22 protein-coding genes and 1 pseudogene are annotated in these 23,075 nt (G+C 71.0%); 14 read left to right on the top strand and 9 right to left on the bottom strand.

Annotated elements, in window-relative coordinates:
• Positions 1-181: 181 nt before the first annotated feature.
• A pseudogene (locus KME66_RS01875) lies at positions 182-304 on the top strand (TetR/AcrR family transcriptional regulator); the annotation flags it as partial.
• A gap of 114 nt (positions 305-418) precedes the next feature.
• On the opposite strand, the gene KME66_RS01870 reads toward KME66_RS01875, so the two are convergent.
• Positions 419-784, bottom strand: a complete 366-nt coding sequence (locus KME66_RS01870) for a tetratricopeptide repeat protein (protein ID WP_073223676.1) — start codon at positions 782-784, stop codon at positions 419-421.
• A gap of 147 nt (positions 785-931) precedes the next feature.
• On the opposite strand from KME66_RS01870, the gene KME66_RS01865 reads away from it, so the two are divergent.
• Entirely contained in the window at positions 932-1,897 is a 966-nt protein-coding gene (locus tag KME66_RS01865) for a pirin family protein (RefSeq protein ID WP_216318188.1), read from the top strand.
• A 383-nt stretch (positions 1,898-2,280) separates the two neighbouring features.
• On the opposite strand, the gene KME66_RS01860 is transcribed toward KME66_RS01865, so the two are convergent.
• The 6 genes from KME66_RS01860 to KME66_RS01835 all read right to left on the bottom strand — a co-directional run bounded on the left by KME66_RS01860 (position 2,281) and on the right by KME66_RS01835 (position 9,128).
• Entirely contained in the window at positions 2,281-2,997 is a 717-nt protein-coding gene (locus KME66_RS01860) for a DUF2993 domain-containing protein (protein WP_253208202.1), read from the bottom strand.
• Positions 2,998-3,122: 125 nt separating this feature from the next.
• Complete coding sequence (locus tag KME66_RS01855) at positions 3,123-4,637, bottom strand: protein kinase (protein ID WP_216318184.1); 1,515 nt, start codon at positions 4,635-4,637, stop codon at positions 3,123-3,125.
• Between the two features lie 241 nt (positions 4,638-4,878).
• Positions 4,879-6,438 (bottom strand): MFS transporter, encoded by a 1,560-nt coding sequence (locus KME66_RS01850; protein ID WP_216318181.1) that lies wholly within the window; start codon positions 6,436-6,438, stop codon positions 4,879-4,881.
• Between the two features lie 12 nt (positions 6,439-6,450).
• The gene (locus KME66_RS01845; protein WP_216318178.1) at positions 6,451-7,500 is read right to left on the bottom strand and encodes an amidohydrolase family protein; all 1,050 of its coding nucleotides are present in this window, start codon (positions 7,498-7,500) and stop codon (positions 6,451-6,453) included.
• 207 nt (positions 7,501-7,707) lie between these two features.
• Complete coding sequence (locus KME66_RS01840; RefSeq protein WP_216318175.1) at positions 7,708-8,499, bottom strand: fumarylacetoacetate hydrolase family protein; 792 nt, start codon at positions 8,497-8,499, stop codon at positions 7,708-7,710.
• Positions 8,496-9,128, bottom strand: a complete 633-nt coding sequence (locus KME66_RS01835; RefSeq protein ID WP_216318172.1) for a TetR/AcrR family transcriptional regulator — start codon at positions 9,126-9,128, stop codon at positions 8,496-8,498. The genes KME66_RS01840 and KME66_RS01835 overlap by 4 nt, the downstream gene beginning before the upstream one ends.
• Before the next feature lie 138 nt (positions 9,129-9,266).
• Here KME66_RS01835 and KME66_RS01830 point away from each other — a divergent pair, with 138 nt between their 5' ends.
• The 5 genes from KME66_RS01830 to KME66_RS01810 all read left to right on the top strand — a co-directional run bounded on the left by KME66_RS01830 (position 9,267) and on the right by KME66_RS01810 (position 14,952).
• Positions 9,267-10,871 carry a bifunctional 3-(3-hydroxy-phenyl)propionate/3-hydroxycinnamic acid hydroxylase gene (locus KME66_RS01830; RefSeq protein WP_216318169.1) on the top strand — a complete coding sequence of 535 codons (1,605 nt, stop codon included), beginning with the start codon at positions 9,267-9,269 and terminating at the stop codon, positions 10,869-10,871.
• 30 nt (positions 10,872-10,901) lie between these two features.
• Positions 10,902-11,777: an alpha/beta fold hydrolase gene (locus KME66_RS01825; protein ID WP_253208201.1), complete on the top strand. Its 876-nt coding sequence runs from the start codon at positions 10,902-10,904 to the stop codon at positions 11,775-11,777.
• Positions 11,774-12,793: a VOC family protein gene (locus tag KME66_RS01820; protein ID WP_216318164.1), complete on the top strand. Its 1,020-nt coding sequence runs from the start codon at positions 11,774-11,776 to the stop codon at positions 12,791-12,793. Before KME66_RS01825 ends, KME66_RS01820 begins: the two co-directional genes overlap by 4 nt.
• Positions 12,794-12,922: 129 nt before the next feature.
• The gene (locus KME66_RS01815) at positions 12,923-13,315 is read left to right on the top strand and encodes a hypothetical protein (RefSeq protein ID WP_216318161.1); all 393 of its coding nucleotides are present in this window, start codon (positions 12,923-12,925) and stop codon (positions 13,313-13,315) included.
• Positions 13,312-14,952 carry a cation acetate symporter gene (locus KME66_RS01810; RefSeq protein WP_216318158.1) on the top strand — a complete coding sequence of 547 codons (1,641 nt, stop codon included), beginning with the start codon at positions 13,312-13,314 and terminating at the stop codon, positions 14,950-14,952. Before KME66_RS01815 ends, KME66_RS01810 begins: the two co-directional genes overlap by 4 nt.
• A 32-nt stretch (positions 14,953-14,984) precedes the next feature.
• On the opposite strand, the gene KME66_RS01805 is transcribed toward KME66_RS01810, so the two are convergent.
• Complete coding sequence (locus KME66_RS01805) at positions 14,985-15,731, bottom strand: IclR family transcriptional regulator (protein WP_216329018.1); 747 nt, start codon at positions 15,729-15,731, stop codon at positions 14,985-14,987.
• 182 nt (positions 15,732-15,913) lie between these two features.
• On the opposite strand from KME66_RS01805, the gene mhpD reads away from it, so the two are divergent.
• Genes mhpD through dmpG form a run of 3 tightly spaced genes read left to right on the top strand, consistent with a single transcriptional unit; the run spans position 15,914 to position 18,716 of the window.
• Positions 15,914-16,735, top strand: coding sequence for a 2-keto-4-pentenoate hydratase (gene mhpD / locus KME66_RS01800; RefSeq protein ID WP_216318154.1), 822 nt, complete (start codon positions 15,914-15,916; stop codon positions 16,733-16,735).
• On the top strand, positions 16,732-17,688 hold the full coding sequence (locus KME66_RS01795; protein ID WP_216318151.1) for an acetaldehyde dehydrogenase (acetylating): 957 nt from the start codon (positions 16,732-16,734) through the stop codon (positions 17,686-17,688). Before mhpD ends, KME66_RS01795 begins: the two co-directional genes overlap by 4 nt.
• Entirely contained in the window at positions 17,685-18,716 is a 1,032-nt protein-coding gene (gene dmpG, locus KME66_RS01790) for a 4-hydroxy-2-oxovalerate aldolase (RefSeq protein WP_216318148.1), read from the top strand. Before KME66_RS01795 ends, dmpG begins: the two co-directional genes overlap by 4 nt.
• A 212-nt stretch (positions 18,717-18,928) precedes the next feature.
• On the opposite strand, the gene KME66_RS01785 is transcribed toward dmpG, so the two are convergent.
• Positions 18,929-19,795, bottom strand: coding sequence for an alpha/beta fold hydrolase (locus KME66_RS01785; protein WP_216318145.1), 867 nt, complete (start codon positions 19,793-19,795; stop codon positions 18,929-18,931).
• A 106-nt stretch (positions 19,796-19,901) separates the two neighbouring features.
• On the opposite strand from KME66_RS01785, the gene KME66_RS01780 reads away from it, so the two are divergent.
• The 4 genes from KME66_RS01780 (at position 19,902) to KME66_RS01765 (ending at position 23,050) form a co-directional block, all read left to right on the top strand.
• Positions 19,902-20,381, top strand: coding sequence for a CGNR zinc finger domain-containing protein (locus tag KME66_RS01780; RefSeq protein ID WP_216318143.1), 480 nt, complete (start codon positions 19,902-19,904; stop codon positions 20,379-20,381).
• A gap of 278 nt (positions 20,382-20,659) precedes the next feature.
• Positions 20,660-21,100 (top strand): DUF4440 domain-containing protein, encoded by a 441-nt coding sequence (locus KME66_RS01775; protein WP_216318140.1) that lies wholly within the window; start codon positions 20,660-20,662, stop codon positions 21,098-21,100.
• Entirely contained in the window at positions 21,097-22,293 is a 1,197-nt protein-coding gene (locus KME66_RS01770; RefSeq protein WP_216318136.1) for an MFS transporter, read from the top strand. The genes KME66_RS01775 and KME66_RS01770 overlap by 4 nt, the downstream gene beginning before the upstream one ends.
• A 97-nt stretch (positions 22,294-22,390) precedes the next feature.
• On the top strand, positions 22,391-23,050 hold the full coding sequence (locus KME66_RS01765) for a TOPRIM nucleotidyl transferase/hydrolase domain-containing protein (RefSeq protein ID WP_216318132.1): 660 nt from the start codon (positions 22,391-22,393) through the stop codon (positions 23,048-23,050).
• Positions 23,051-23,075: the final 25 nt, after the last annotated feature.

Here is a 23,075-nt window from a genome sequence, read left to right as displayed (position 1 = left end):
TGCACCCTGCGGTCCGAGATCCTCGCGCGCAGGCGACTGCCGCCGGCCGTCCAGGCCGAGGGGGAGCTTCCCCGCGACCGCCGTTCACCGCGGCGGCGTCGCGCCACCCGAAGGTGCGCTCGGCGGGTCCGGCCGGTGGCCCCACAGCGGATGGGCGAGGTGCGGAGGGCGTAGCGGTGCTACGGCAGTGGCCCGGTTGAGCGCCCTCCTGCGGAAGGAGCACGGGGCGGGGCTGAGCACCGCCGAGGCCGCGCTGATGAAGGAGTGGCTCGACCGGGTGGCGAACGCCCGCCCGGGCGCCTGATCCGGAAGCCCGAGAGGGCCGGTCGAGGCGTGGTGCGCCCGGGAGTCCGGGCGTCATCGGAGGCCGGGCCCGCACCGAGGGGTGCGGACCCGGCAGGCGGAAGTGCGCGAACACTCAGGAGTGTTCGGCACCGGGGCCGAAGTCACCGACGAGGGCCGCGGCCATCCGCAGGTGCGGTGCCGCTTCGGCGCCGCGCCCCTGGCGTTCCAGCGTCCGGCCCAGCATGAGGTGCGCGTACGTCTCCACCGGGTCCAGCTCCAGGATCCTGCGCAGTTCCCCCTCCGCCTTTCCCAGCCGGGCGGAGTGGTAGTAGGAGCGGGCCAGCAGCAGCCGCGGCGCGACCTGCTCCGGCGCTTCCTCGACGAGTCCGCCCAGGATGCGCGCGGCCGTCAGGTACTCCTTCGCCTCGAAGAACATCTGCGCGCGGTCCCACCGGTCGGCGGCGGTGCCGAACTCGTAGTAGGTCTCGGTCTCGCTCACCCTGTCCTCCTTCGTGTGGTGCGGGCCGCCTCCGGACCGCCCCGCCGTACGTTCAGCCATGACAACACCGCACACTAGTTGAACATTCCACTAAACTTCGGCGTGGTACCCGGTCCGCCACGCCCCTACGGGAATAGGTTGAGCGCCATGAGTAATCTCGATCGCCAGGCCACGCCCTCCATCTGCGGAGGACGGGGTTTCGTCGTCGCCGAGCCCGTGCGTGAGCTTCTGGCTCCCCGCCGCGTCCGGCTGGGCGAGTCCACCGAGGTCCGCCGTCTCCTGCCCAACCTCGGACGGCGCATGGTGGGCGCGTGGGCCTTCGTGGATCACTACGGCCCCGACGACATCGCCGACGAGCCGGGGATGCAGGTCCCGCCGCATCCGCACATGGGCCTCCAGACCGTCAGCTGGCTGCACGACGGGGAGGTGCTCCACCGGGACAGTCTGGGCAGCCTGCAGACGGTACGCCCCCGGGAGCTGGGCCTGATGACCTCGGGCCGCGCCATCAGCCATTCAGAGGAGAGTCCGAAGGAGCACGCCCGGCTGCTGCACGGGGCGCAGCTCTGGGTGGCCCTCCCGGACGCCCACCGCCACATCGAGCCGCACTTCCAGCACCATGCGGATCTGCCCGTCGTGACCGCCCCCGGCCTGTCCGCCACCGTCATCCTGGGCGAGCTGGACGGGGCGACCTCGCCCGGCACGGCGTACACGCCGATCGTCGGCGCGGACCTGTCCCTGGCCGGCGGCGCCGAGACCCGCCTGCCCCTGGACCCCGACTTCGAGTACGCGGTCCTGTCCATGTCGGGCGAGGCCGAGGTCGACGGCGTACCCGTACTGCCCGGTTCGATGCTCTACCTCGGCTGCGGCCGCACCGAACTGCCGCTGCGCGCCGTCTCCGACGCCGGCCTGATGCTCCTGGGCGGCGAGCCGTTCGAGGAGGAGCTCGTGATGTTCTGGAACTTCATCGCCCGATCCGGTGAGGAGATCGTACAGGCGCGAAAGGACTGGGAGGAGGGCTCGCGGTTCGGCGAGGTGCAGGGCTACGACGGCGCCCGCCTGCCCGCACCGGAGCTGCCCGCGACTCCGCTGAAGCCACGCGGGCGGGTGCGCTGACCTGCGGAAAGCCGTGGTCTGTCCGACCCTCCTCCCATCGGCGGCCGCCCTGCCAGGACCCTCGATCCGCATCCTGTTCCGTGCCTGGCCCCCGGGGGTCTGCTGGGCTCGGTTGGAGGTGCGTGAACTCTCGCGGCTGAGCATGTGTCCCAGCGTTCGATGGGATCGATGCTTACCCGTTGCTGACTCTTCCGGCAACCCGTCAGGTATCGATGGCGGCCTTCTGTCGGCGGATGCCGAGGGGCAGGCCCGGACGGAGCGTGACTGGGCGACACAGGACCCGGGCACCGAGTTGGTACGGCTGTCCGCCGAGTCCTGCCAGCGCGCGGCCGGCGCTCCTGGGCTGTCAGCGGGGACTCCGTGACAGCGGTCGGGGTCGGCTTCTAGGCAGTGCGTGGTTGCAGGTCGACATCATTCCCGGACATGTGGGCAACGATTCCGTGGTCGGTGACGGTCACGGACCGGATCGCGAGTCCTTCGGGCAGGTTGTCGAGCGGCATGGTGCGCTCCAAGCTGCTTTCCAGCAGGGTGCGTGCGGCAGGAGGCACATTCTCGGAGAGCCGGACGTCGTCGACTCCGATGGTTCTCGGGCCGGCGATGCCGATGCGTGTGGAGGCCGAGATCTGTCCGAGCAGCGGGACCCGGGTGGTCACCTCCAATTGGTCGTCGCCGTGCCCTCGGTCGACGGCGACCCCGTAGAAGGCCGAGAGGTCTCCGTACGCGATGGTCGCCGTGACCTCTGCATCGTCGGCCCGTTCCCGTCCCCCCTGCTCTTGGTGGACTCCGTGCAGTTGGACGGCGAGATCCTGGATGATCAGGACACGGCCGTTCACGGTGGCCGGAACCTGCGCGGCGTCGATGTCAGCCTCAGTGATCTTCTTCCGAGCCAGCTGCATTGACACGGGAAAGCCGTTCACATGTACCAGGGGAACGGAGTCGAGGCCCATGCCCCGCCGAACCGATTCGGCGATGCGGTCCTGCACGTGCTGTGTGGCCCACACTTCACCGCCGCCGGCGGCGAGCAGTGCCAGAGCGATCGCGATCAATCCGTTCCGGCGACGCCTGCGCCGCATCGCCCGGCTGTTCTCCGGTCCGTTCATGCTCTTCCCTTCCAGGGACCTCTCAGCCTTGTGCCGAGCTTCTGTTGGGTTGGTTTTCATGGAATGTGTTCGCCCCTTGGGAAAGCGTCGCGAACATGGCGCTCGGTCGCGACGGCGTCGGCCCGTCAGTGGTGGAAGGGCGGTTGGTGCTGGCGGAACACCGGGTCGGTGCCAGCGGTCGTGGGCGGCGCCGAGGCACGGCGACCGCTGCCTTCCGATCCACTCGTCGGAGTAGCGTCGGCGGGTGTCTCCGTATCGGCCCGGGTGGCGAGGAGAACGGTGTCGCCGGGGCTCAACTGCGTACCGGCAGACGGAATGGTTGCCGTGACGGTGCTGGAGCCGATGCCACTGGAGCGCGGAGTGAGTGCGATGTTCAGGTTCAGCTCGGCAAGGTCTGCGCTGGCTTGTGCGAGGGTCTTCCCGACCAGGTTTCCGGGGACGACGACGGTTGGCGTCGTAGGCTCCGTCGATGCGTGCGGGCTCATCGGGCCGGCCCCGCTGCTGGGGCGGGTGGTGCCTTCCGAACCTCTGGTGGAGGGCTCTGGTCCGGTAGAAGGGCTTGCGGAGGAGGAAGGCGAGGGCTGCGGGCCGGGACCGATGGCATGCGTCGCGTCCGGAGCTGCAGTGAGGACGGCAGCGGTGACTGCGCCTGCGCCGAGAAGAGCCAACGCTGCCAGGGCCGTCCGCTGGGGACCGTGGGACTCCTTGGGAGTCCTGAGCACCGTTGTCGCCGGTTCCTCCGGGAAGGTCGGTGCTTGCGGGAGCGTGGTGTCCTGAGGAGGCGCGAAGCCGTGACTTCGATGGGCGACCAGAGCCTCATGCATGGCCGTCGCGTCGGCGAACCGGTCGTCGGGGTTCTTGGCCATGGCTCGGGTGAGCACCGCTTGGACGTGCGGGGGCAGTTGCACCCCGAGGTCCCCGGGGGCCTGCGGGTCTGCGCACATGTGCTGGTAGGCGATGGCGAACGGGCTGTCCCCGGTGAAGGGTTGGCGGCCGGTGAGGAGCTCGTAGAGCATGCACCCGGTCGAGTAGAGGTCGGAGCGGGCATCGAGGGGTCGGCCTTGTGCCTGCTCGGGGGACATATAGGCGGCGGTGCCGACCGCGCTGCCCGTCCTGGTCACCCCCTTGTCGTGTCCGTCGGAGATGTGGGCGATCCCGAAATCCATGACCTTGACCAGCCCGTCGGCGGTGATCATGACGTTGGCCGGCTTGACGTCCCGGTGGACCAGCCCGGCCGCGTGTGCGCAGGTGAGTGCTTCCAGTGTTCCTGCGACCCAGTCGACCGCCTCCTGCGGCGAGGGTGGGGCCGACCTCAATCGTTCGGCTGCGGTGTGTCCGGAGACGTATTCCATGACCAGGAAGGGACGCGGAGGTCCTGTCGGGAGCCGGCCGGCGTCGTAAACGGCCGCGACGCGCGGATGGTTGAGGGAGGCCGCCGCGCGGACCTCGCGCTGGAAGCGGCTCTGGGCGACTGCGTCGAGGGTGAGCTGCGTGTGCAGCAGCTTCACGGCGACCGCGCGGCGCAGAACCAGGTCGTCGGCCAACCAGACCTCGCCCATGCCGCCGCGGCCGATCATCCGGCGCAGCGCGTACCGGTCGTCGATCAGGGCGGTCCACGTGTCGTCGAGAGGGTGCTGCATGACGGGTACCTGCGGTCCTTCGAGTGGTCGGGCTGACGGGGAGGGGTGCGGTGGGGTTCCTGGCTCGCGCTGTCTTCCGCTCGTCGATGGGAGGAGGCCGTACGGGTCCACGGACTCTCGTGTGATGCCGTCCGGGTGAACGAGAGCGGCCGAGATGCGTCGTTGCATCAGTCAGCGGCGCTGTTCGGAGCCGAGGATCCCGGTCCGCCGGAGGGCCGCAGGGCGTCCGGCCACGGGCAGTTCAGTCCGACGTGGGTGGTGTCTTCGGGGCCCGGAGCAGGCAGCCGATCGCGGCGGCGAGCACGATGACGCCGACGGCGACGAGTGAGGCGGACAGGCCGTCCATGAAGGCGGACTTGACGCCGTCTGCCAGGGCCGCGCCCCGGGCACCGAGTTGATCGGCGACGTGCAGGCCCGCTGCGGCGGAGTCGCGTGCGGCCTCGGCGGCTTCGTGGGGAAGCCGGTCGATGGAGTCGGGCAGGTTCGAGCGGTAGTGGCTGCCGTAGATCGAGCCCATGAGGGCGATGCCGACGGCCGAGCCGACCTCGCGGGTGGTGTCGTTCATCGCGGAGGCGACTCCCTGCTGGCCGCGGCCGAGTGAGCCGGTGATGGCGGAGGTTCCCACGGCTCCGGACAGACCGATGCCGAGGCCCGCCAGGACGAGTCCGCCGAGGAACGGCAGGTAGCCGGAGCCGACGTCGAGTCGGGAGATGACGAACAGGCCGGCGCTCAGCAGGAGCAGCCCGGCGGTCATGGTGAGCTTCATCCCGACCCTTCGCACCAGGTGAGGGGTGGCCTGGGAGGTGGGCAGGACGACGACCGCGACGGGTACGAGGGCGGCGGCGGCCTTGAGCGGGCTGTAGCCGAGGATGAGCTGCAGGTACTGCAGGCCGACGAAGAAGAACCCGAAGACGGCCATGAACTGCACGAGGACGGTGATCGCGCCGGCCCGGAAGCCGCGGATGCCGAACAGGGCGGGATCGAGCAGGGGGTGCTCACGCCGCAGTCCGAGCCAGGCGTAAACGGTGAAGGCCAGCACCGTGACCACGAGTGCGGCGATCACGACGGGTTCCGTCCAGCCCCGTTCGTTGCCCTCGATGATGGCGAAGACGAGGGCGCCGATACCGACAGCCGTGGAGATGGCTCCGGAGACGTCGGGCGGGGAGGGGCGCTCGTCCTTGGTGTCGGGCGCCAGGAGGAGGGCGGCGACGGCGGACACGAGGGCGGCCGCGGCGCTCGTGATGAAGATCGACCGCCAGGAGTACCACTCCAGCAGGGCCCCCGCGGCCAGCATGCCGATGATGGCTCCGGCGGCGGCGAATCCGGACCAGGTGGCCACGCCCTTGACGCGCTGCTCGGGAGGGAAGGCGGCGGTGATCGTGGACAGGGTGCCCGGCATGATCATCGCTGCCCCCAGGCCCATGACGATCCGCCAGACGATGAGCGTGGTCGTGGAGTCGGCGAAGGAAGCGGCCAGGGAGGCGGTGCCGAAGACGACGGTGCCGGCGACGAGGACGTTGCGGCGCCCGACCCGGTCGCCGATGGCGCCGAGGGGCAGGACGAGAGCGGCCAGGGCGACGGTGTAGCCGTCGGCGATCCAGGTCAGTTCGCTGTTGGTGGCCGACAGGTCGATGGCGAGGTCGGGCAGGGCGAGGTTGAGCGCGGAGACGGAGGCGACGACGAGGACCAGGGACAGACACATGGCGAAGAGCACGCCGTTGTGGCCGGCCCTGCCGGTCGCGACGGCGTCCTGCCGGTCTTCGGTCTGGCTCTCGGGCTTGTCGTGGGGAGTGGTGGACATGAGGAACCTGTCTCAGTCGGTGCTGGGCTGGAGGAGCTTGAAGACCAGGCGCGCGGCGTTGCGCTGCGCCGCCTGGCGCAGGCGCGCCGGTGTCGGCCGTGGCGGGGGCGCGGTTGGGGGAGTTACGGCCAGGTGGGGGAAGAGCGCTTCGGCGTTTGTGCGGTTGACGGCCTCGCGGGTGTCCGGGGCGAGGTGGTCGTCGAGGCCACTCGCGAAGTACTGCCCGGCGGGAGTGGGGGCAAAGGGCCAGTCACTGCCGAAGAGCACGTGGCCGGAACGGGCGAAAGCGAGCAGGGTGGGCAGCGCGGCGGGGCTGGAGGACAGCGCGGTGTCGAAGTAGAAGGAGCGGAAGTCGTCCAGTACGTCGAGCGGGCTGCGCGCCGTGTCGTTGGCGATGGTGAGGGCCATGCGGTGTGAGGCGTAGGGAACGAAGCCGCCGGCGTGGCTGAGGATGAACCGGATGTTCGGGTAGCGGCGAGGGATGCCGTTGCGGACCAGGAGGTAGGCGGCGCGGGTGGTGTCCAGCAGGAAGTCGGCGGCGAAGGGGGGAATGCCGTCGACTGGGGGAGCGGGCAGTTCGGCCGGGTGCACGAAGACCACCGCGCCGCGGTCGTGCAGCTTCTGCCACAGCGTGTCCTGGCCGTCCGCGCCGAGGTAGGCACCGCGGTTGTTGGCGAGCAGGGTGACGCCGTCGGCGCGCAGCTCGTCCAGTGCGCGCGCGGCCTCGGTGGCCGAGGCACCGGTGTCGGGCATGGGGAGGGTGGCGAAGAAGCCGAAGCGGCCGGGATGGTCGGAGACCAGGGCCGCACAGTGGTCGTTGAGGCGTCGGGCCAGGCCGGCGGCATCGGCGGGTGCGGTGAGGAAGCCGGTTCCGGGCGTGGAGACGGAGACGATCGACGTGGTGGTGCCGAGCAGGTCCATCAGCTGCAGGGCGGACTCGGGGCTCCAGTCGGGCAGCGCGCGTCCGCCGGCGTCGGCGATGCCGGCCCTGGCGAGCTCGTCGCGGTAGAACGCGGGCACTATGTGCTGGTGTACGTCGATGCGCTGTGCGGCGGGGGACATGAAGCGGCCTTTCATGGGGTCTGCGGAGTGCGGAGGGGAGGCATCCTCGGCCGCCGACCGTGCATCTCCGCCGACCCGAGGAGGCTATGAGGATCAGTGCTTCCGGGCGGCGAAGCAGTCCGGCGTGGCGGTGGGGGAGAGCTGTCGGGAGAGCGGCGAAGACGTTCAGAGCGGGCTCTGAGGGTTCCCAGGAGTTTTGCCGGAGCTTCAGACGAAGGAGACGGACACCGAGCCGAGCGCTCCGAAGCGGGCCTCCGCGTTCTGGCCGGCACCTATGAGTGGAGCGGTGGTCATGGCTCCGGGCAGGATGACGTGTTCGGCGTCCAGTGCTGCGCCGTAGGCGGCGAGGGTGTTGGCCAGCCAGGCGACGGCGGTTGCCGGATGACCGAGGACTTCTTTGCCGCCGCCGGTCGCCACCTTGTTTCCGTCGATGAGCAGGTCCACGGTGACTGCCGCGAGGTCGGGTGCGTGCTCCAGTGGGGTCCAGGAGCCGCACACCAGACCTGCGGAGCCGGCGTTGTCCGCGAAGGTGTCCACCAGGGTGATCTGCCAGTCGCGGACGCGGCTGTCGACGATCTCCAGTGCGGGGGCGACCGCTTCGGTTGCGGCCAGTACGTCGGCGGTGGTCACGCCGGATCCGCGCAGCGGGCGGGCGAGGCGGAAGCAGATCTCGGGTTCGACGCGTGGGGCGCAGTACCGGGCGGCGCTTACCGTGCCGCCGTCGCGGTGGACCATGTCGTCCAGCAGATGCCCGAAGTCCGGCTCATGCACTCCGAGGAGCTGTTGCATCGGGGCTGAGATCAGACCGACCTTGTGGCCGATCACTGTTGCTCCGGTGGCCAGGCGGCGGGTGATGTTGTCCTGCTGGACGGCGTAGGCGTCGGCCAGGTCGAGGGCAGGCCACGTCATGGAGAGAGGCTCGACCGGTGCCGTGCGGCGCTCGGCCTCTCGTAGCAGCTGTGCGGCTTCCGCGCGGTGCCGGAGAGCCGCCGGCTTCATGCCTCGCCCCTCGTGGCCATGCGTGTCGCTGCCTCGAAGACCAGCTGGGCGTGCAGTTCGAACATCGCCACCAGGTCCAGGGCGTCCCCGTTGATCTCCCGCTGGACGAACAGCCCGTCGGCACCCGCGACGGCGTAGGCCGTCAGGATCCGGACGGCCTCCTTGTCGAGGCCCGGAACGAGGGTTTCGGCCATCTCGGCGATCTTGGCGCTCGCGATGTCGCGGACTTGCAGGAACACCGTACGGCCGCGGGGTTCGACGGGGCGCCGCTCCAGGGCGAGCATCAGCCCCAGGCGGAGGAAGTCGGGGGCGTCGACCAGTGACTTCGCCACGTTCCCGGCCACGGCGGTGACTCGCTCCAAGGGAGTGCCCGTCTCCTCACCCGGGAGTTCGAACGCGGCCAGCCAGGTGTCGAAGCTGCGCTCGATGACCGCGGCGATCAGGTCGTCCTTGTCCTTGAAGTGCCAGTAGATCGAGCTGGCGGGCAGTCCGCACGCGGCGCTGACGGCGGCGATCGACGTGCCTTCGTAGCCGCGCTCGCCGGCGATCTCCACGGCGGCGTCGAGGATGCGCTGCCGCGATTCCACCCCGTTCGCGCGCTTCTTGCGGGTCGTCTGCGGCTTCGTCATGGCAGGTGCCCTCCTGTCGGTGCGTTCCGCGCCGGCCGCTTGACCGTCGCCGGCCACCAGCCTACCGTAGCAGTCGTTCCAATTGTAGTGACCGATCCAGGAAGGGTCGAGCGTCATGATCGACAGCGAGGTGGCCCGATGAGTGAGACCACGGCCGAAGCCGGGGCCGAAGACGTCTACGACGTCGCGGTGATCGGATACGGGCCCACGGGCGTGACCGCGGCGAACCTGCTGGGAGCCATGGGTCTGCGCGTCCTGGTGCTGGAGCGGGACGCCGCGATCTTCACCCGCGCCAGGGCCATCTCCACCGACGAGGAGGTCGTCCGTATCTGGCAGCGGATCGGCCTGGCCGAGCGGCTCAAGCAGGACATGCTGACCGAGCGGGATGTGGACTTCGTCGACGCCGGCGGCCGTCCGTTCATCAGTGCCCGCCCCACCCCGCGCGGGCACGGCCACCCACCGCAGATGTTCATCTACCAGCCGGCGCTGGAGCAGGTCCTGCGTGACGGCGTCGACCGCTATCCGAACGTGGAGATCCTTCTGCGCCACGAGTGCCTGCGCCTGCGCCAGGACGCCGACGGGGTGGAGCTGACGGTCGTCGGGACCGCTGACGACTCCGTCCACCGGCTGCGCGCGTCGTACGTGATCGCTGCCGACGGCGGATCCAGCCTCACCCGTGCCCAGTTGAACATCGGCTACGAGGGCACGACGTACGAGGACCGCTGGGTGGTCATCGACACGAAGATGCTCAAGCCCTGGCCGGACCACGACAAGCTGCGCTTCCACTGCGACCCGGCCCGTCCGGCCGTGGACTGCCCGACCCCGCTCGGCCACCACCGGTGGGAGTTCCCGATCCTGCCCGGCGACGACGAGAAGCAGCTGACGACCGAGGAGGCCGTGTACCGGCTGGTATCCCGGTACGGCATCTCCAGGGACAGCATCGATGTCCTGCGTGCCACCGTCTACAGCCACCACGTGCGCTTCGCCAGCCGCTTCCGTATGGGCCGGGTCTTCCTCGCCGGCGACGCCGCCCACGCCATGCCGCCGTGGATCGGTCAGGGCATGGCCGCCGGCGTCCGCGACGTGGCCAACCTCTCCTGGAAACTCGACGCCGTGCTGCGCGGCGAACTGCCCGAGAGCATCCTCGACAGCTACGAAGCCGAGCGCATGCCGCACGTCAAGGAGGTCACCAAGCGGGCGGTTTTCGTCGGCCGGATCATCACCGAGCGCCGCCGGCCGGTCGCCCGCGTCCGCAACGGCACCCTGCGCGCCCTGGACCGCATACCGGGCTTCGGCGACTGGACGCAGAACTCCAACTGGATCCCCGTCGCCCGCTACGACGCCGGTTTGCAGGCCCGCCCCCGCACCAAGGCGACCGGCCACCAGATTCCCCAGCCCTGGGTCACCGCCCCGGACGGCACCCGTGTCCGGCTCGACGACGCGCTCGGCGGCCGATGGGTCCTTCTCCACGCCGGCACCGCCGTCGCCCAGCCCGCCTGGAACCTCCCCGGCATCTCTTCCCTGACCGTCACACCCGTCGGCTCCGGGCCTGCCGAGGGCACCCTCGTCGACACCGACGGCGTCCTGCTGCCCTGGATGAGACGGCACGGCGCGGCCATGCTCGCCCTGCGCCCCGACGCCTACGTCTATGCGGCGGCCTCCGGAGGCGCCCTGCTTCCGCCACCACCCCAGGGCTTCACCCCGTCCACGCCTCGGCGCGTCGACGCATACACCGCTCAGTGAGAACCCCGGCACAGTGAGGACACCGGCACCATGACGACGACACCTACCGGCCTGCCGACGATGCAGGAGACGACGTACGACATCGGCGGAAGGAACATCTTCGCCGCGGAGACCGGAGACGGCCCGCCGGTCCTGCTGCTGCACGGCGGCGGACCCGGAGCCTCCGGCGTCTCCAACTACGCCCGCAACATCACCGAGCTGGCCAAGGAGTACCGGGTCATCGTGCCCGACCTGCCCGGCTACGGCCGCAGCACCAAGGGCGTCGACGGCAGCGACCCCTTCGGCGACCTGGCCGACGGCATCCGTGGACTGCTCGACGAACTCGGCCTGGAGAAGGCCCATCTGGTGGGCAACTCCTACGGCGGCGCCTGCGCCCTGCGCCTCGCCCTGGACACCCCGAACCGGGTCGACCGTATGGTCCTGATGGGCCCCGGCGGCATCGGCACCACCCGCAGCCTGCCCACCCCAGGTCTCAACAGCCTGCTGAACTACTACACGGGCGACGGACCCTCGCGGCAGAAGCTGGAGAAGTTCATCCGCAACTACCTCGTCTTCAACGCCGCCGACGTCCCCGACGCCGCGATCGACGAGCGCTACCGGGCCAGCATCGATCCGGAAGTGATCGCCGCACCGCCGCTGCGACGCCCGTCCGGGCCCAACGCCCTGCGAACCGTGTGGAAGATGGACTTCACCCGTGATGCGCGTCTGTCCCGACTGCCGGTGCCCACCCTGGTGCTGTGGGGAGCGCAGGACAGGGTCAACCGGCCGTCCGGCGGCCCGATGCTCGCCGAACGCATGCCCAACTGCGACCTCTACATGGCCGCGAACACCGGGCACTGGGTCCAGTTCGAACGCGCGGAGCTCTTCAACCGGCTGTGCGCCGACTTCCTGGCGGGCCGACGATGAACACCGCAGCGACCAGCACGGCCTCCGTCTTCGGCGCCGTCCACCTGGGCTACATCGTCATCGAGACCAACCGCTTCGCCGACTGGCGCCGCTTCGGCACCGACGCCATCGGCATGCACCACGACACCCTTTCCCGCGACCTGATGCGCTTCCGTCTCGACGACCAGGAATGCCGGTTCCTGCTCAGGCGAGGCCCCGCCGAGGACGTCGTCGCCACCGGCTGGCACATCGACGACCACGCCTCCTTCGAGCAGATCGAGGCCCGTATCCGGGCCCGCGGCGTCCCTGTCGTACGGGGCTCCGACGAGGAGGCCGCCCTGCGGGGCGTGGAACGCCTCCTTCGGTTCCCCGGCCCCAAGGGCATCACCCAGGAGATCTACACCACCCCGCTGACCTCCGCCGAACCGCTGCGCATGCTCGCGTCCGGCTTCGTCACCGGCGACTCCGGCATGGGGCACATCGCGCTCACCTCCACCAGGCCGACGCAGATCCGCGGCTACTTCAACGCCGTCTTCGACGCCCGTCTGACCGACTACATCGACGAGACGATCAGCGGCGTCAAACTCAAGATCCGCTTCCTCCGCGTCAACGAACGACACCACTCCATCGCGGTGGCCACCACCCGCGGGCTGCCCATCGACCCGATCCGTACCCGCGTCCAGCACCTCAACATCCAGGCCACCACCCTGGACGACGTGGCCCGGAGCTACCAGCGGGTGCACGAACTCGGCTTCGACATGGCGCTGTCGGTCGGCCAGCACACCAACGACAAGGAACTGTCGTACTACGCCCGCACCCCCTCGGGCTTCGAATGGGAAGTCGGCTGGAACCCGATCGTCATCGACGAGACGATCTGGGAACCCTCCACCCACCAGGGGATCAGCATCTGGGGTCACCTCCCCGTCGGTCAGACCATCGTGGACAAGCTCGCCCAGTTCCGTGCCGGCGCCCGCTCCCTCGCCCACCCCGAGAACACGGTGCCCGCCCTCAGCGGCGCGGGCATCGCCGACGACTGACCCGTCACGGTCATTCCACCGCCCGGTCAGTCCGGCGCACCGCCCGTCGTGCCTCCCGTACGGCACGTCAAGAACCGTGATGCCGGACCCCGGTGAGCGGCCATCCACCTCGCGAGAGGACTGCGACCCATGTCCGTCCCACCGCCCGGCCCCGGCAACGGGCCCCCGTCGCAAGACCGGCCCCACGATGCCGTCGCAAGCGCCCTGCAGCGATTGCCCCGCACGCTGTCCGGTGCGCGTCGGCGGTTCCTGGCGGTCAACGGCACCGCCTTCCTGCTCACCGCCTCACTGTCCGCCACGGCCGGCGAGCCGTTCGCCACCCGCCCGGTCGGCACCATTCCTCTGGGCGTCGTGCTCTGTTCGCTGCAACTGGCTGTTCTGCTGCTCACCTCCTGGTGGTACGACCGCACGCTCCACCGCCACTCTGATCCACTCGTCGGCCTGATACGACGCCAGGCCGAGCTCGTGAGCGCGGCCACGCCTCAGCCGGCTCCGGCAGAAGCCCCGGGGAGGCGGAGATGAGCGAGCTGTCACTCGCCGCGGGGCTCGTCTCGGCCGCAAGCGGTTCCGACGACCGGACGATGGTGGTGACCGCCTTCATGGCGTTCATCGTGCTGTCCCTGCTGCTGTGCGTCATGGCCGGACCCGAGGGCGACACCACGGCCGACTTCTACACCGGCAACCGGTCACTGACGCCGGCGCAGAACGCGCTGGCGCTCACCGGGGACTACATATCGGCCGCCACCCTCCTGGGCGTGTCAGGCCTGGTGGCCGTGGCCGGATACGACGGCATCTCCCTGGCGGTCAGCAGCTGTCTGGCCGTCGGGGTGTTCCTGCTGCTGGCCGGTCCGCTGCGCCAGGCCGGCCGCTACACCCTGGGCGACATCCTCGCGCTGCGTGCGCCGGGGCCCTCGTCCCGTATCGCCGCCGCCACGGCCACATTGGCCGTGTGCCTGCCCTTCCTCGTCCTCCAACTGGCCGGAGCCGGCAGCGCCACGGCCCTGCTGCTCGGACTGACCGGCCCCGGCGCCGCACAGGTGTGCACCGTCTTCGTCGGCTTGCTGATGATCGGCTACGCCGTGCTCGGCGGCATGAGAGGCACGAGCCTCGTCCAGATCGTCAAGGTGGCCGTGGTACTCACCACCATGGTGATCCTCGCCTTCCTGGTCCTGCGTCACCACGGCTTCGCGCCCGGCGCCCTGCTGACCGCGGCCGAGCAGGGGAGCGGGTTCCACGACCGCTACTTCGAACCCGGACACGCCGTGGGGGAGAGCGCAGCCGGCCGCCTCGACTTCCTGAGCCTGCAACTGTCCGTCGTCCTAGGTGGCGCGTGCATGCCGCACGTCCTCATGCGCATCAACTCGACCGCCGACGGCGCCACCGCCCGCCGTGCGACCCGCTACACCATCGTCATCATGGCCGTCTTCCTCCTCTGCGTCGTCATCGCGGGACTCGGCGCCGCCGGTGTCGTGGGCGGCCAGAAGATCCGTGCCGTCGACGGCGGCGGCCAGATGGCCCTTCTCCTCCTGGCCGAGGAGCTGGGTGGTCGCACATCGGGGCTCGCGGGCAGCGTGCTGTACACCGCCGTCGCATGCTCCGTCTTCGTCACCGTACTGGCGGTGGTCGCCGGAATAGCCTTGAGTGCTGCGGCCGCCCTCGCCCACGACCTGCACGCACACGCGGCACGCGGGGGACGCATGTCCGAGCGCCGCGAGGTCCGGTCGGCCAGATGGGCCGTAGGAGCCGTGGGCGGGCTCGGCATCTTCCTCGCGGCGACCGCCCAGGGACGGAACCTCCAGTCCCTGACCTATCTGGCACTCGCTCTCGCCGCCTCCACGGTCCTGCCCGCCTGCCTGTACGGACTGTTCTGGAGCCGGTACAACCGGACCGGGCTGCTGTGGACCGTGTACGGCGGTCTCCTCTGCACCACCGTCCTGTACGTCTGCTCCCTCTCCTTCTCGGGCACGCCCACTTCGCTGCTGCCGGAACACGACTTCCACCTCATCGGGCTCCAGTCGACCGCCGCGATGGCCGTTCCCGCGGGATTCCTCCTCGGGTGGGCGGGCAGCGCCGTCGGACGGCGTGCACGGCGCATGGACGAAGCCGCGGCGGATCTCCGATGGCGGGAACGCGTTCTCGTCGGAGTCCGACAGGAATGATGTGCACCGCCGCCCGGCAGTTCGGTTCCGGCTCAGAGCGAAGTACCACCCACCGTTCCGCCGCCGGAGCGCAGCACGCGGGACAGGCCCAGAGCGGCCGTCCGCACGGCGGCCGCCAGTTGGGCGGGGTGGAACCGGCCACGCGGCACGGCGACCGACAGGGCGGCCACCGCCGTCGCCCCGTCGAAGACGGGCGAGGCGATGCAGCTCACGCCCAGGGCGGCCTCCTGCTCCTCGTAGGCGAGACCGGAGACCTGGATCTGCTCCACGACGGTGCGCAGCCGCGCCGGGTCGGTGACCGAGTACGGGGTGAGCCGGGCCAGGGGCCCTGCCAGTACCTCGTCCGCCAGCTCCGGGCCGGAGAAGGCCAGCAGGGCCTTGCCCACGCCCGTGCAGGTCAGGGGCAGCCGTCCCCCGATGCGGGAGGGCAGCGACAGGGTCCGGTGTCCGTGAATCCGCTCGATGTAGACCACGTCGTGCCCCTCCCGCACGCCGAGGTGCACGGTCTCGCGCGTGGCCTCGAACAGGTCCTGCAGGAACGGCAGCGCAGCCTCCCGCAGGTCGAGCCGCCGCGGCACCAGCGAGCCCAGCTCGAAGAGCTTGCCGCCGAGCCGGTAGCTCTCGCCGTCGCGTTCGAGCAGACCAAGGCGCACCAGATCGGCGCAGAGGCGGAACGCGGTCGTCTTGGCCAGCCCCGTGCGGGCGGCGATTTCCGTGAGGCGGAACGCACCGCCGTCCGGGCGGAAGCATTCGAGGACGGAAGTCGCTTTGTCGAGCATGTTTCCCTGCGCGCTGTTCCGTGTCATGGAACATATTTTGCCGCCGATCGAACCGTACGCCTATACCTGTCGTGGATCGACGGACGGCCACCGCCGCCTCTCCGACAACCCGCCGCTTTCCGCCCGGAGGTAACCCGCATGTTCGCCCCGTACCGCCGCACCAGCCCCCGCAGGGGGCGACCGTGAGCCCGCACAAGCCCGCCGACGCGGTGACCGGCGCGGCGGCCGTCCTGGAGGAGGCCGCCCGCACCGGCGTCCCCTGCGCCCCGGTGCGCTCGCTCCTGCCCGAAGGCGACGTCGAAGCCGCGTACGCCGTGCAGCGCCTGCACGTGGAACGCGGGATCGCCGCCGGGCGGCGGCTGGTGGGCCGCAAGATCGGCCTGACCTCGCCCGCGGTGCAGCGGCAACTCGGCGTGGAACGGCCGGACTTCGGCGCGCTGTTCGCCGACATGGCGGTGCCCGAGGGGCGTCCGATCGCCCCCGGCCGGCTCCTCCAGCCGAAGATCGAGGCCGAGGTCGCCCTGGTCCTCGGCACGGACCTGCCGCATCACGCCCCGACCGTCGCCGACCTGCTGCGCGCCACGGCCTTCGCGCTGCCCGCGCTGGAGATCGTCGACAGCCGCATCGCCGACTGGGACATCACCATCGTCGACACGGTCGCCGACAACGCCTCCTGCGGCCTGTACGTCCTGGGCGGTACCCCCGTCCCCCTGGACCGTGTCGACCTGCGGGCCGTGACGATGACCCTCACCAAGAACGGCGAGACGGTCTCCGAAGGCACCGGAGCCGACTGCCTGGGCAGCCCGCTCACCGCCGCCCTCTGGCTCGCCTCCACCCTCGCCTCGCTCGGCGACCCGCTGCGGGCCGGTGACATCGTCCTGACCGGCGCGCTGGGCCCCATGGCCGTCGCCGCCGGGGGCGACGAGTTCACCGCGCACATCGAGGGGCTCGGCACGGTCGGGACCTCGTTTGCGTCCGCTGCCACGGAAGGAGCCGCGGCATGAGCAGGAGCGCGAAGGTCGCCGTCATCGGGTCGGGCAACATCGGCACCGACCTGATGATCAAAATTCTGCGGCTCTCCGAATCCCTGGAGATCGCCGCCATGGTCGGGATCGATCCCGCCTCCGACGGCCTGGCCCGCGCCCGCCGCCTGAAGGTCGCCACCACCCACGAGGGCGTCGACGGTCTGGTGAGGCTGGACGAGTTCGCGGACGTCGAGATCGTCTTTGACGCCACCTCGGCCGGCGCGCACCGCCACCATGACGAGGTACTGCGCTCGCTGGGGCGCAGGGTTGTGGACCTGACGCCCGCCGCGCTCGGCCCGTACGTCGTCCCGCCGGTCAACGGCGAAGCTCACCTCGACGCACCGAACGTCAACATGGTCACCTGCGGCGGCCAGGCCACCATTCCGATCGTGGCCGCCGTCGGAGCCGTGACGCCCGTCCACTACGGCGAGATCGTCGCCTCAATCTCCTCCCGCTCAGCCGGCCCCGGCACCCGGGCCAACATCGACGAGTTCACCGAGACGACCTCGTCGGCCATCCAGAAGGTGGGCGGCGCGGCCCGGGGCAAGGCGATCATCGTCCTGAACCCGGCCGAACCCCCGCTGATCATGCGCGACACCGTGTACTGCCTGGTCGGCGCATGCGACGACGCCGCGGTGACCGCCTCGGTGGAGGACATGGTCGCCCGGGTCCAGGCGTACGTGCCCGGGTACCGCCTCAAGCAGAAGGTCCAGTTCGAGCACGTCGCCGCCGACGACCCCCTGCGCTCCCTGCTGCCCGACGGCACACGATCCACCGACGCCGCGAAGGTCTCGGTGTTCCTGGAAGTCGAGGGCGCCGCCCACTACCTGCCCGCCTACGCCGGGAACCTCGACATCATGACCTCGGCCGCCCTGCGCACCGCCGAACGCATGGCCGCCGCACAGCCCTTCACGGAGGTGGTCTCCCGATGACCGCAAACCAGCCACCCGCCCTGTACGTACAGGACGTGACCCTGCGGGACGGCATGCACGCCGTGCGCCACCGCTACACCGTCGACCAGGCCCGCACGATCGCCACCGCACTCGACGAGGCCGGGGTCGCCGCCATCGAGATCGCACACGGCGACGGCCTGTCCGGCTCCAGCATCACCTACGGCGTCGGCGCGCACACCGACTGGGAGTGGATCGAGGCCGTCTGCGAAAGCGTCCACCTCGCGGTGCCCACCACGCTGCTCCTGCCGGGCATCGGCACCCTGCACGACCTGCGGCAGGCCCACGCCCTCGGCATCCGCTCGGTCCGCGTCGCCACCCACTGCACCGAGGCAGACATCTCCGCCCAGCACATCGCCGCCGCCCGGGACCAGGGCATGGACGTGGCCGGGTTCCTGATGATGTCCCACATGGCCGAACCCGCCGAACTGGCCCGCCAGGCCAAGCTCATGGAGTCCTACGGAGCCGGTTGTGTCTACGTCACCGACTCCGGCGGCCGCCTGACGATGGACGGCGTCCGTGACCGCGTCCGCGCCTACCGCGATGTCCTCGACCCGGACACCGAGATCGGCATCCACGCCCACCACAACCTCGGCCTGGGCGTCGCCAACTCCGTCGTAGCCGTCGAGAACGGTGTCACCCGCGTCGACGCCTCCCTCGCCGGCCAGGGCGCCGGAGCCGGGAACTGCCCGTTGGAGGCGTTCGTCGCGGTCGCCGACCTGATGGGCTGGAAGCACGGCTGCGACCTGTTCCCCCTGATGGACGCCGCCGACGACGTCGTACGTCCTCTGCAGGACCGCGAAGTCCGCGTCGACCGCGAAACGCTAACCCTCGGCTACGCGGGCGTGTACTCCAGCTTCCTGCGCCACGCCGAAGCCGCCGCCCGCCGATACGGCCTCGACACCCGGGCGATCCTCGTCGAGGTCGGCCGACGCAAGATGGTCGGCGGCCAGGAGGACATGATCACGGACATCGCCCTCGACCTCGCGGCAGCCGCCTCCGCGGGCTGACTGAGAACGGTCGGCGCGGAGGGCCCCTCCAGGTCGACGCCGGCCCTGTACGCGCTCGTCGACACCCGGCAGCTCGCGAAGCTGAACGACTTCGGCCAGCCGTTCACCGGCGCGGAACCTCTTCTCGAAGTAGACGCGACTGGCTGTCGGTTGACGGGACTGGGAGGAGGGCTCGCGACCACGCCTTCCCTCGGGGCGGGCCCCGGCCCTGTCTATCCCAGCACCCGCCCCAGGAATCCGCGGAGGTAGCCCGCGACGACGTCCAGGTGGCTCTCCAGCAGGAAGTGGCCGCCGTTGATCAGGTGCACTTCCGCGTCCTTGGCGTCGCGGGCGAAGGCGTGTGCGCCCGCCGGGCCGAAGATTTCGTCGTTGCGGCCCCAGACGGCGAGCACCGGGACCTGACTGGTGCGGAGGTATTCGTGCAGCAGCGGGTAGAGCGGGCGGTTGTTCCGGTAGTCCCGGAACAGTGCCAGCTGGACCTCGTCGTTGCCCTCGCGGGACACGAGCGCGACGTCGTGTTCCCAGGTGTCCGGGCTGACCACGCTCGGATCGGGCACGCCGTGCACGTACTGCCAGCGGATGGCGTCACGACTCATCGCGGTGCGGACGGCGGGTTCGGTGTCGGGGCCGGGATTGGCTCCGTAGGCCCACAGGCCGGCCCAGAAGGAGTCGACGAAACCGTCCTCGTAGCCGTTGCCGTTCTGGGTGACGAGGGCGGAGATCCGCTCGGGGTTCTTCAGCGCGAGGCGCCATCCGATCGGTGCGCCGTAGTCCTGGACGTAGAGGGCGTAGCGGTCCAGGCCCACGTGGTCGAGCAGCCCGGAGGTGAGGTCGGCGAGCGCGTCGAAGGTGTAGTCGAACTCCGTTGCGGGCGGGGCGTCGGAGTGGCCGAAGCCGAGGTGGTCCGGCGCGATGACGTGGTAGTCGTCGGCCAGCAGCGGGATGAGTTCCCGGAACATGAACGAACTGGTCGGGTAGCCGTGCAGCAGCACGATCGCGGGGGCGTCGGCGGGGCCGGCCTCGCGGTAGTAGATCTCATGACCGTCGATGGTGGCGGTCCGGTGGTGCACCGAGCTCATGTCTAACCCCTTCGAGTGTGTAGTCTGGTTAGTCATTCGCTACGCAAGCATGGAGTGGGCTAACCTGTCAAGCGCCCCCATCTGGTTAGGAAGGCGGTGAGGCCCGATGGACGTACTACTGGACCTGCTGAACAGCAGGCCGCTGATCAACGGCGAGGAGCAGGACGCGCTCGGCGATCCGGCTGAAGGCCGGCGCTGGGCGCGGGAACGCGGCGGCGACGGCAGCCTCGCGGAACTGACGTCGCTGCGCGAGGCGCGAGACGCCCTGCAGGACGTGGTGCGCGGAAACAGCTCGCCCGCCGTCTTGGGCCCGCTGCTGGAAGGGGTCCATCAGATCCCGGAGGTCACGTCGAACGGTCTCCGGTGGGCGGTCAGTTCGCCCCCGCACGCCCGGCTGGCCGTCGAGGCGGTCCTCGCCTGGGCCGCCGCCGAGGAGCGCATGCCCGGCCGGCTGCGCCCCTGCGCCAATGCCGAATGCCGGTTGTTCCTGCTCGACCGCAGCCGTGCCAACCGCGCCCGCTGGTGCTCGATGGCTGTCTGCGGCAATCGCGAGAAAGCGCGTCGCCACTACGAGCGCACTCGCTGAATCCGCACACGAGAACCCGGCGGGAGTCGTAGGGGACCCCCGGCCGGCGGGGCGGGTGGCGGGAGCGATCCCCTGTCCGGCCGTCGGGCCCGGAAGCATCCGGAGCCCGTTCATGAGGCCGTCCCGGACGCGCCCGGCCGCCCGGAGGAGATCAAGGCCACCCGTCCGAAGGGCACCCCCGTCGACTACGGGCCCCGCCCGCGCTCGACGACGCGTGGCCCGCCCAGCCCCCGCCCGAACGACGCGCGTCCAGCACAGCCCCCGGTTACGCTCACGGCATGCGAGACAGCGGACAGGACGAGGCCGTCGAGCCGCCCCCGCACCGGGTCGAGCCCGAGGCCGCCCAGGCTCGGCCCGCCGCGATCGTCGGCGTCCGGCCCGCCGCGGTCGTCCCACTCGACGCGGAACGGATCGCGGGCTCCATGGCCGACGGGTGGGGTGGCGTCTCCGGGGCCGACAGCACGGACCGCAAGACCCTCCTCGGTCGCGTCCGGTCCGGCGGCCCGACGTCCTCGGCGAGGGACGCCGTCACCCCGCCGAGGGCCCGGGGCCACGGGGACACCGCGACGGTCACCGCCCGGATCACCGACACCGCCCCCTGCGGGTGCCGTCGCTGCTACGCCGACGCGGGGACCACGGACGTCCTCGTACGGCGGTACGGGCACGGGCGCCGCCCGCTGCGCCGGACCACCCCCGCGACCCCGCCCAGCGGTTCATGAGTCCTGCGCCTCGGAACGGGAAGCGCCTCGGCTACCCGGCCGCCGCGGCCGTCTTCGCCATCGGCATGGCGGGCACCACGCTCCCCACTCCGCTCTACGGCCTCTACCGGGAACAGCTCGGCTTCTCCGAGCTGACGGTGACGGTGGTCTTCGCCGTCTACGCCCTCGGAGTCATCGCCACCCTGCTGCTCGCCGGGAACGTGTCCGACGAGGCGGGGCGGCGGCCGGTCCTCCTGGCCGCCCTGGGCTTCTCGGCGGCCAGCGCGCTCTGCTTCCTCTTCGAGGGCGGGCTCCCCGCCCTGTTCGCCGGCCGGCTCCTCTCCGGGTTCGCCGCCGGACTGCTCAGCGGCGCCGCGACGGTCACGGTGATGGAGCTCGCCCCGCCCGGGCGCGCGGCACGCGCCGGGCTGGCCGCGACCGCCGCCAACATGGGCGGTCTGGGGTGCGGGCCGCTCCTGTCGGGGCTGCTCGCCGAGTACGCCCCCTGGCCCCTGCGGCTCCCGTTCCTCGCTCACCTGGCCCTGGTTGCCGTGGCCGCTGTGCTCACCTGGTTCCTTCCCGAGACGGTCGCTTCCGCCCGCGTACGGGGCCTGCGCCTGCGGCCCCGGGGCCTGGTCGTCCCGCCGGCGATGCGCGGTGTGTTCGCCACCTCCGCGCTCGCCGCCTTCGCCGGGTTCTCCCTGCTCGGTCTCTTCACGGCGGTCGCCCCCGCGTTCGTCGCCGAGACGCTCGACGTGCACAACCTGGCCCTGACCGGGCTCGTCGTCTTCTCCGTCTTCCTCGCCTCGACGGCCGGGCAGGCGCTCATGGCGCGGGTCGGGGAGCGCCGGGCCCTGCCGGGCGGCTGCTTCGTCCTGGTCGCCGGCCTCGTCCTCGTCGGCTCGACGCTGCTGTTGACCTCGCTGCCCCTGCTGGTCGCCGGGGCCCTGTGCGGAGGCCTGGGCCAGGGGCTGGCGTTCCGGGGCGCCGTGGCGGCGATCAGCGCGGCGGCCCCGCCCGAGCACCGGGCGGCGACCGTCTCCGCGTTCTTCGTCGTCGCCTACCTGGGCATCTCCCTGCCCGTCGTCGGCGTCGGCGCCCTCACCCTCGGCATCGGACTGCGGAACGCCGGACTGGCCTTCTCCGGCTGTGTGCTGGCCCTCGCTCTGGGCGTCGGCCTCTATCTGGCCCGCCGGCCTCCCGCGCCCCGGTGACGGAGGACCGCCCCCTGCGGACCGCGCCGGGTGCCGCCCCGGCGGCGTACGGGAAATCCCTTGTCGTACCCGCCGATCACGGTGCGAGACTGGCCCGGTGGACACAGCGACGCGCTTGAGGCAGGCGGTCATCTCCTGGGCCGCGGACGACAGCGGCACGCCGGTGTCCGCCGGGGCCGCCGACGAGCTGGCGGCGGAGCTGGGCCTGCGCACGGTGGTCCTCGTCGAGGGCGTCAGCGACCGTGCGGCGGTGGAGGCGCTCGCCGAACGCCAGGGCCGCACCCTGACCGCCGAGGGCGTCGTGGTGGTGCCGCTCGGGGGTGCCACCAGCATCACCCGGTTCCTGCGCCTCCTGGGACCCGGTGGCCTCGGTGTCCGGCCCGCAGGTCTCTGCGACGCGGCTGAGCAGCGCTTCTTCCTCCAGGGACTGGAGCGCACCGGCTTCGGCACCGGCCTCACCCCTGACGACCTGGAGGCGCTGGGCTTCTTCACCTGCCACGCCGACCTGGAGGACGAGCTGATCCGGGCGCTCGGCACCGACGGCGTACAACAGGTCATCGACGACCAGGGCGACCTGCGGACCTTCCGGCTCTTCCAGCGGCAGCCCGCACAGCGGGAGCGTCCGGTCGAGGCGCAACTGCGGCGCTTCATGGGCACCATCGGGGGACGCAAGGAGCACTACGCCCGTGCGCTGACCGAAGCTGTGGACCTCAGCCGCCTGCCCCGCCCGCTTGACGGACTCCTCGCCCACCTCTGAACCGGGACGGGCCCGGTGGGGGAGT

Source organism: Streptomyces sp. YPW6 (assembly GCF_018866325.1).
Lineage (GTDB): Bacteria > Actinomycetota > Actinomycetes > Streptomycetales > Streptomycetaceae > Streptomyces.
Note: the sequence above shows the minus strand (reverse complement) of the source record. Positions and strands in the feature narration are given on the sequence as shown.

What these genes read in the sequence shown, in the direction of transcription:
- KME66_RS01865 (WP_216318188.1), top strand. Translation starts at nt 932, where the DNA reads ATGAGTAATCTCGATCGCCAGGCCACGCCCTCCATCTGCGGAGGACGG.
- KME66_RS01770 (WP_216318136.1), top strand. Translation starts at nt 21,097, where the DNA reads ATGAGTCCTGCGCCTCGGAACGGGAAGCGCCTCGGCTACCCGGCCGCC.
- KME66_RS01835 (WP_216318172.1), bottom strand. Translation starts at nt 9,128, where the DNA reads ATGACGAAGCCGCAGACGACCCGCAAGAAGCGCGCGAACGGGGTGGAA.
- KME66_RS01860 (WP_253208202.1), bottom strand. Translation starts at nt 2,997, where the DNA reads ATGAACGGACCGGAGAACAGCCGGGCGATGCGGCGCAGGCGTCGCCGG.
- KME66_RS01820 (WP_216318164.1), top strand. Translation starts at nt 11,774, where the DNA reads ATGAACACCGCAGCGACCAGCACGGCCTCCGTCTTCGGCGCCGTCCAC.
- KME66_RS01805 (WP_216329018.1), bottom strand. Translation starts at nt 15,731, where the DNA reads ATGCTCGACAAAGCGACTTCCGTCCTCGAATGCTTCCGCCCGGACGGC.
- KME66_RS01825 (WP_253208201.1), top strand. Translation starts at nt 10,902, where the DNA reads ATGACGACGACACCTACCGGCCTGCCGACGATGCAGGAGACGACGTAC.
- KME66_RS01785 (WP_216318145.1), bottom strand. Translation starts at nt 19,795, where the DNA reads ATGAGCTCGGTGCACCACCGGACCGCCACCATCGACGGTCATGAGATC.
- KME66_RS01775 (WP_216318140.1), top strand. Translation starts at nt 20,660, where the DNA reads ATGCGAGACAGCGGACAGGACGAGGCCGTCGAGCCGCCCCCGCACCGG.
- KME66_RS01795 (WP_216318151.1), top strand. Translation starts at nt 16,732, where the DNA reads ATGAGCAGGAGCGCGAAGGTCGCCGTCATCGGGTCGGGCAACATCGGC.
- KME66_RS01845 (WP_216318178.1), bottom strand. Translation starts at nt 7,500, where the DNA reads ATGTCCCCCGCCGCACAGCGCATCGACGTACACCAGCACATAGTGCCC.
- KME66_RS01850 (WP_216318181.1), bottom strand. Translation starts at nt 6,438, where the DNA reads ATGTCCACCACTCCCCACGACAAGCCCGAGAGCCAGACCGAAGACCGG.
- KME66_RS01830 (WP_216318169.1), top strand. Translation starts at nt 9,267, where the DNA reads ATGAGTGAGACCACGGCCGAAGCCGGGGCCGAAGACGTCTACGACGTC.
- dmpG (WP_216318148.1), top strand. Translation starts at nt 17,685, where the DNA reads ATGACCGCAAACCAGCCACCCGCCCTGTACGTACAGGACGTGACCCTG.
- KME66_RS01815 (WP_216318161.1), top strand. Translation starts at nt 12,923, where the DNA reads ATGTCCGTCCCACCGCCCGGCCCCGGCAACGGGCCCCCGTCGCAAGAC.
- KME66_RS01855 (WP_216318184.1), bottom strand. Translation starts at nt 4,637, where the DNA reads ATGCAGCACCCTCTCGACGACACGTGGACCGCCCTGATCGACGACCGG.
- KME66_RS01840 (WP_216318175.1), bottom strand. Translation starts at nt 8,499, where the DNA reads ATGAAGCCGGCGGCTCTCCGGCACCGCGCGGAAGCCGCACAGCTGCTA.
- KME66_RS01810 (WP_216318158.1), top strand. Translation starts at nt 13,312, where the DNA reads ATGAGCGAGCTGTCACTCGCCGCGGGGCTCGTCTCGGCCGCAAGCGGT.
- KME66_RS01780 (WP_216318143.1), top strand. Translation starts at nt 19,902, where the DNA reads ATGGACGTACTACTGGACCTGCTGAACAGCAGGCCGCTGATCAACGGC.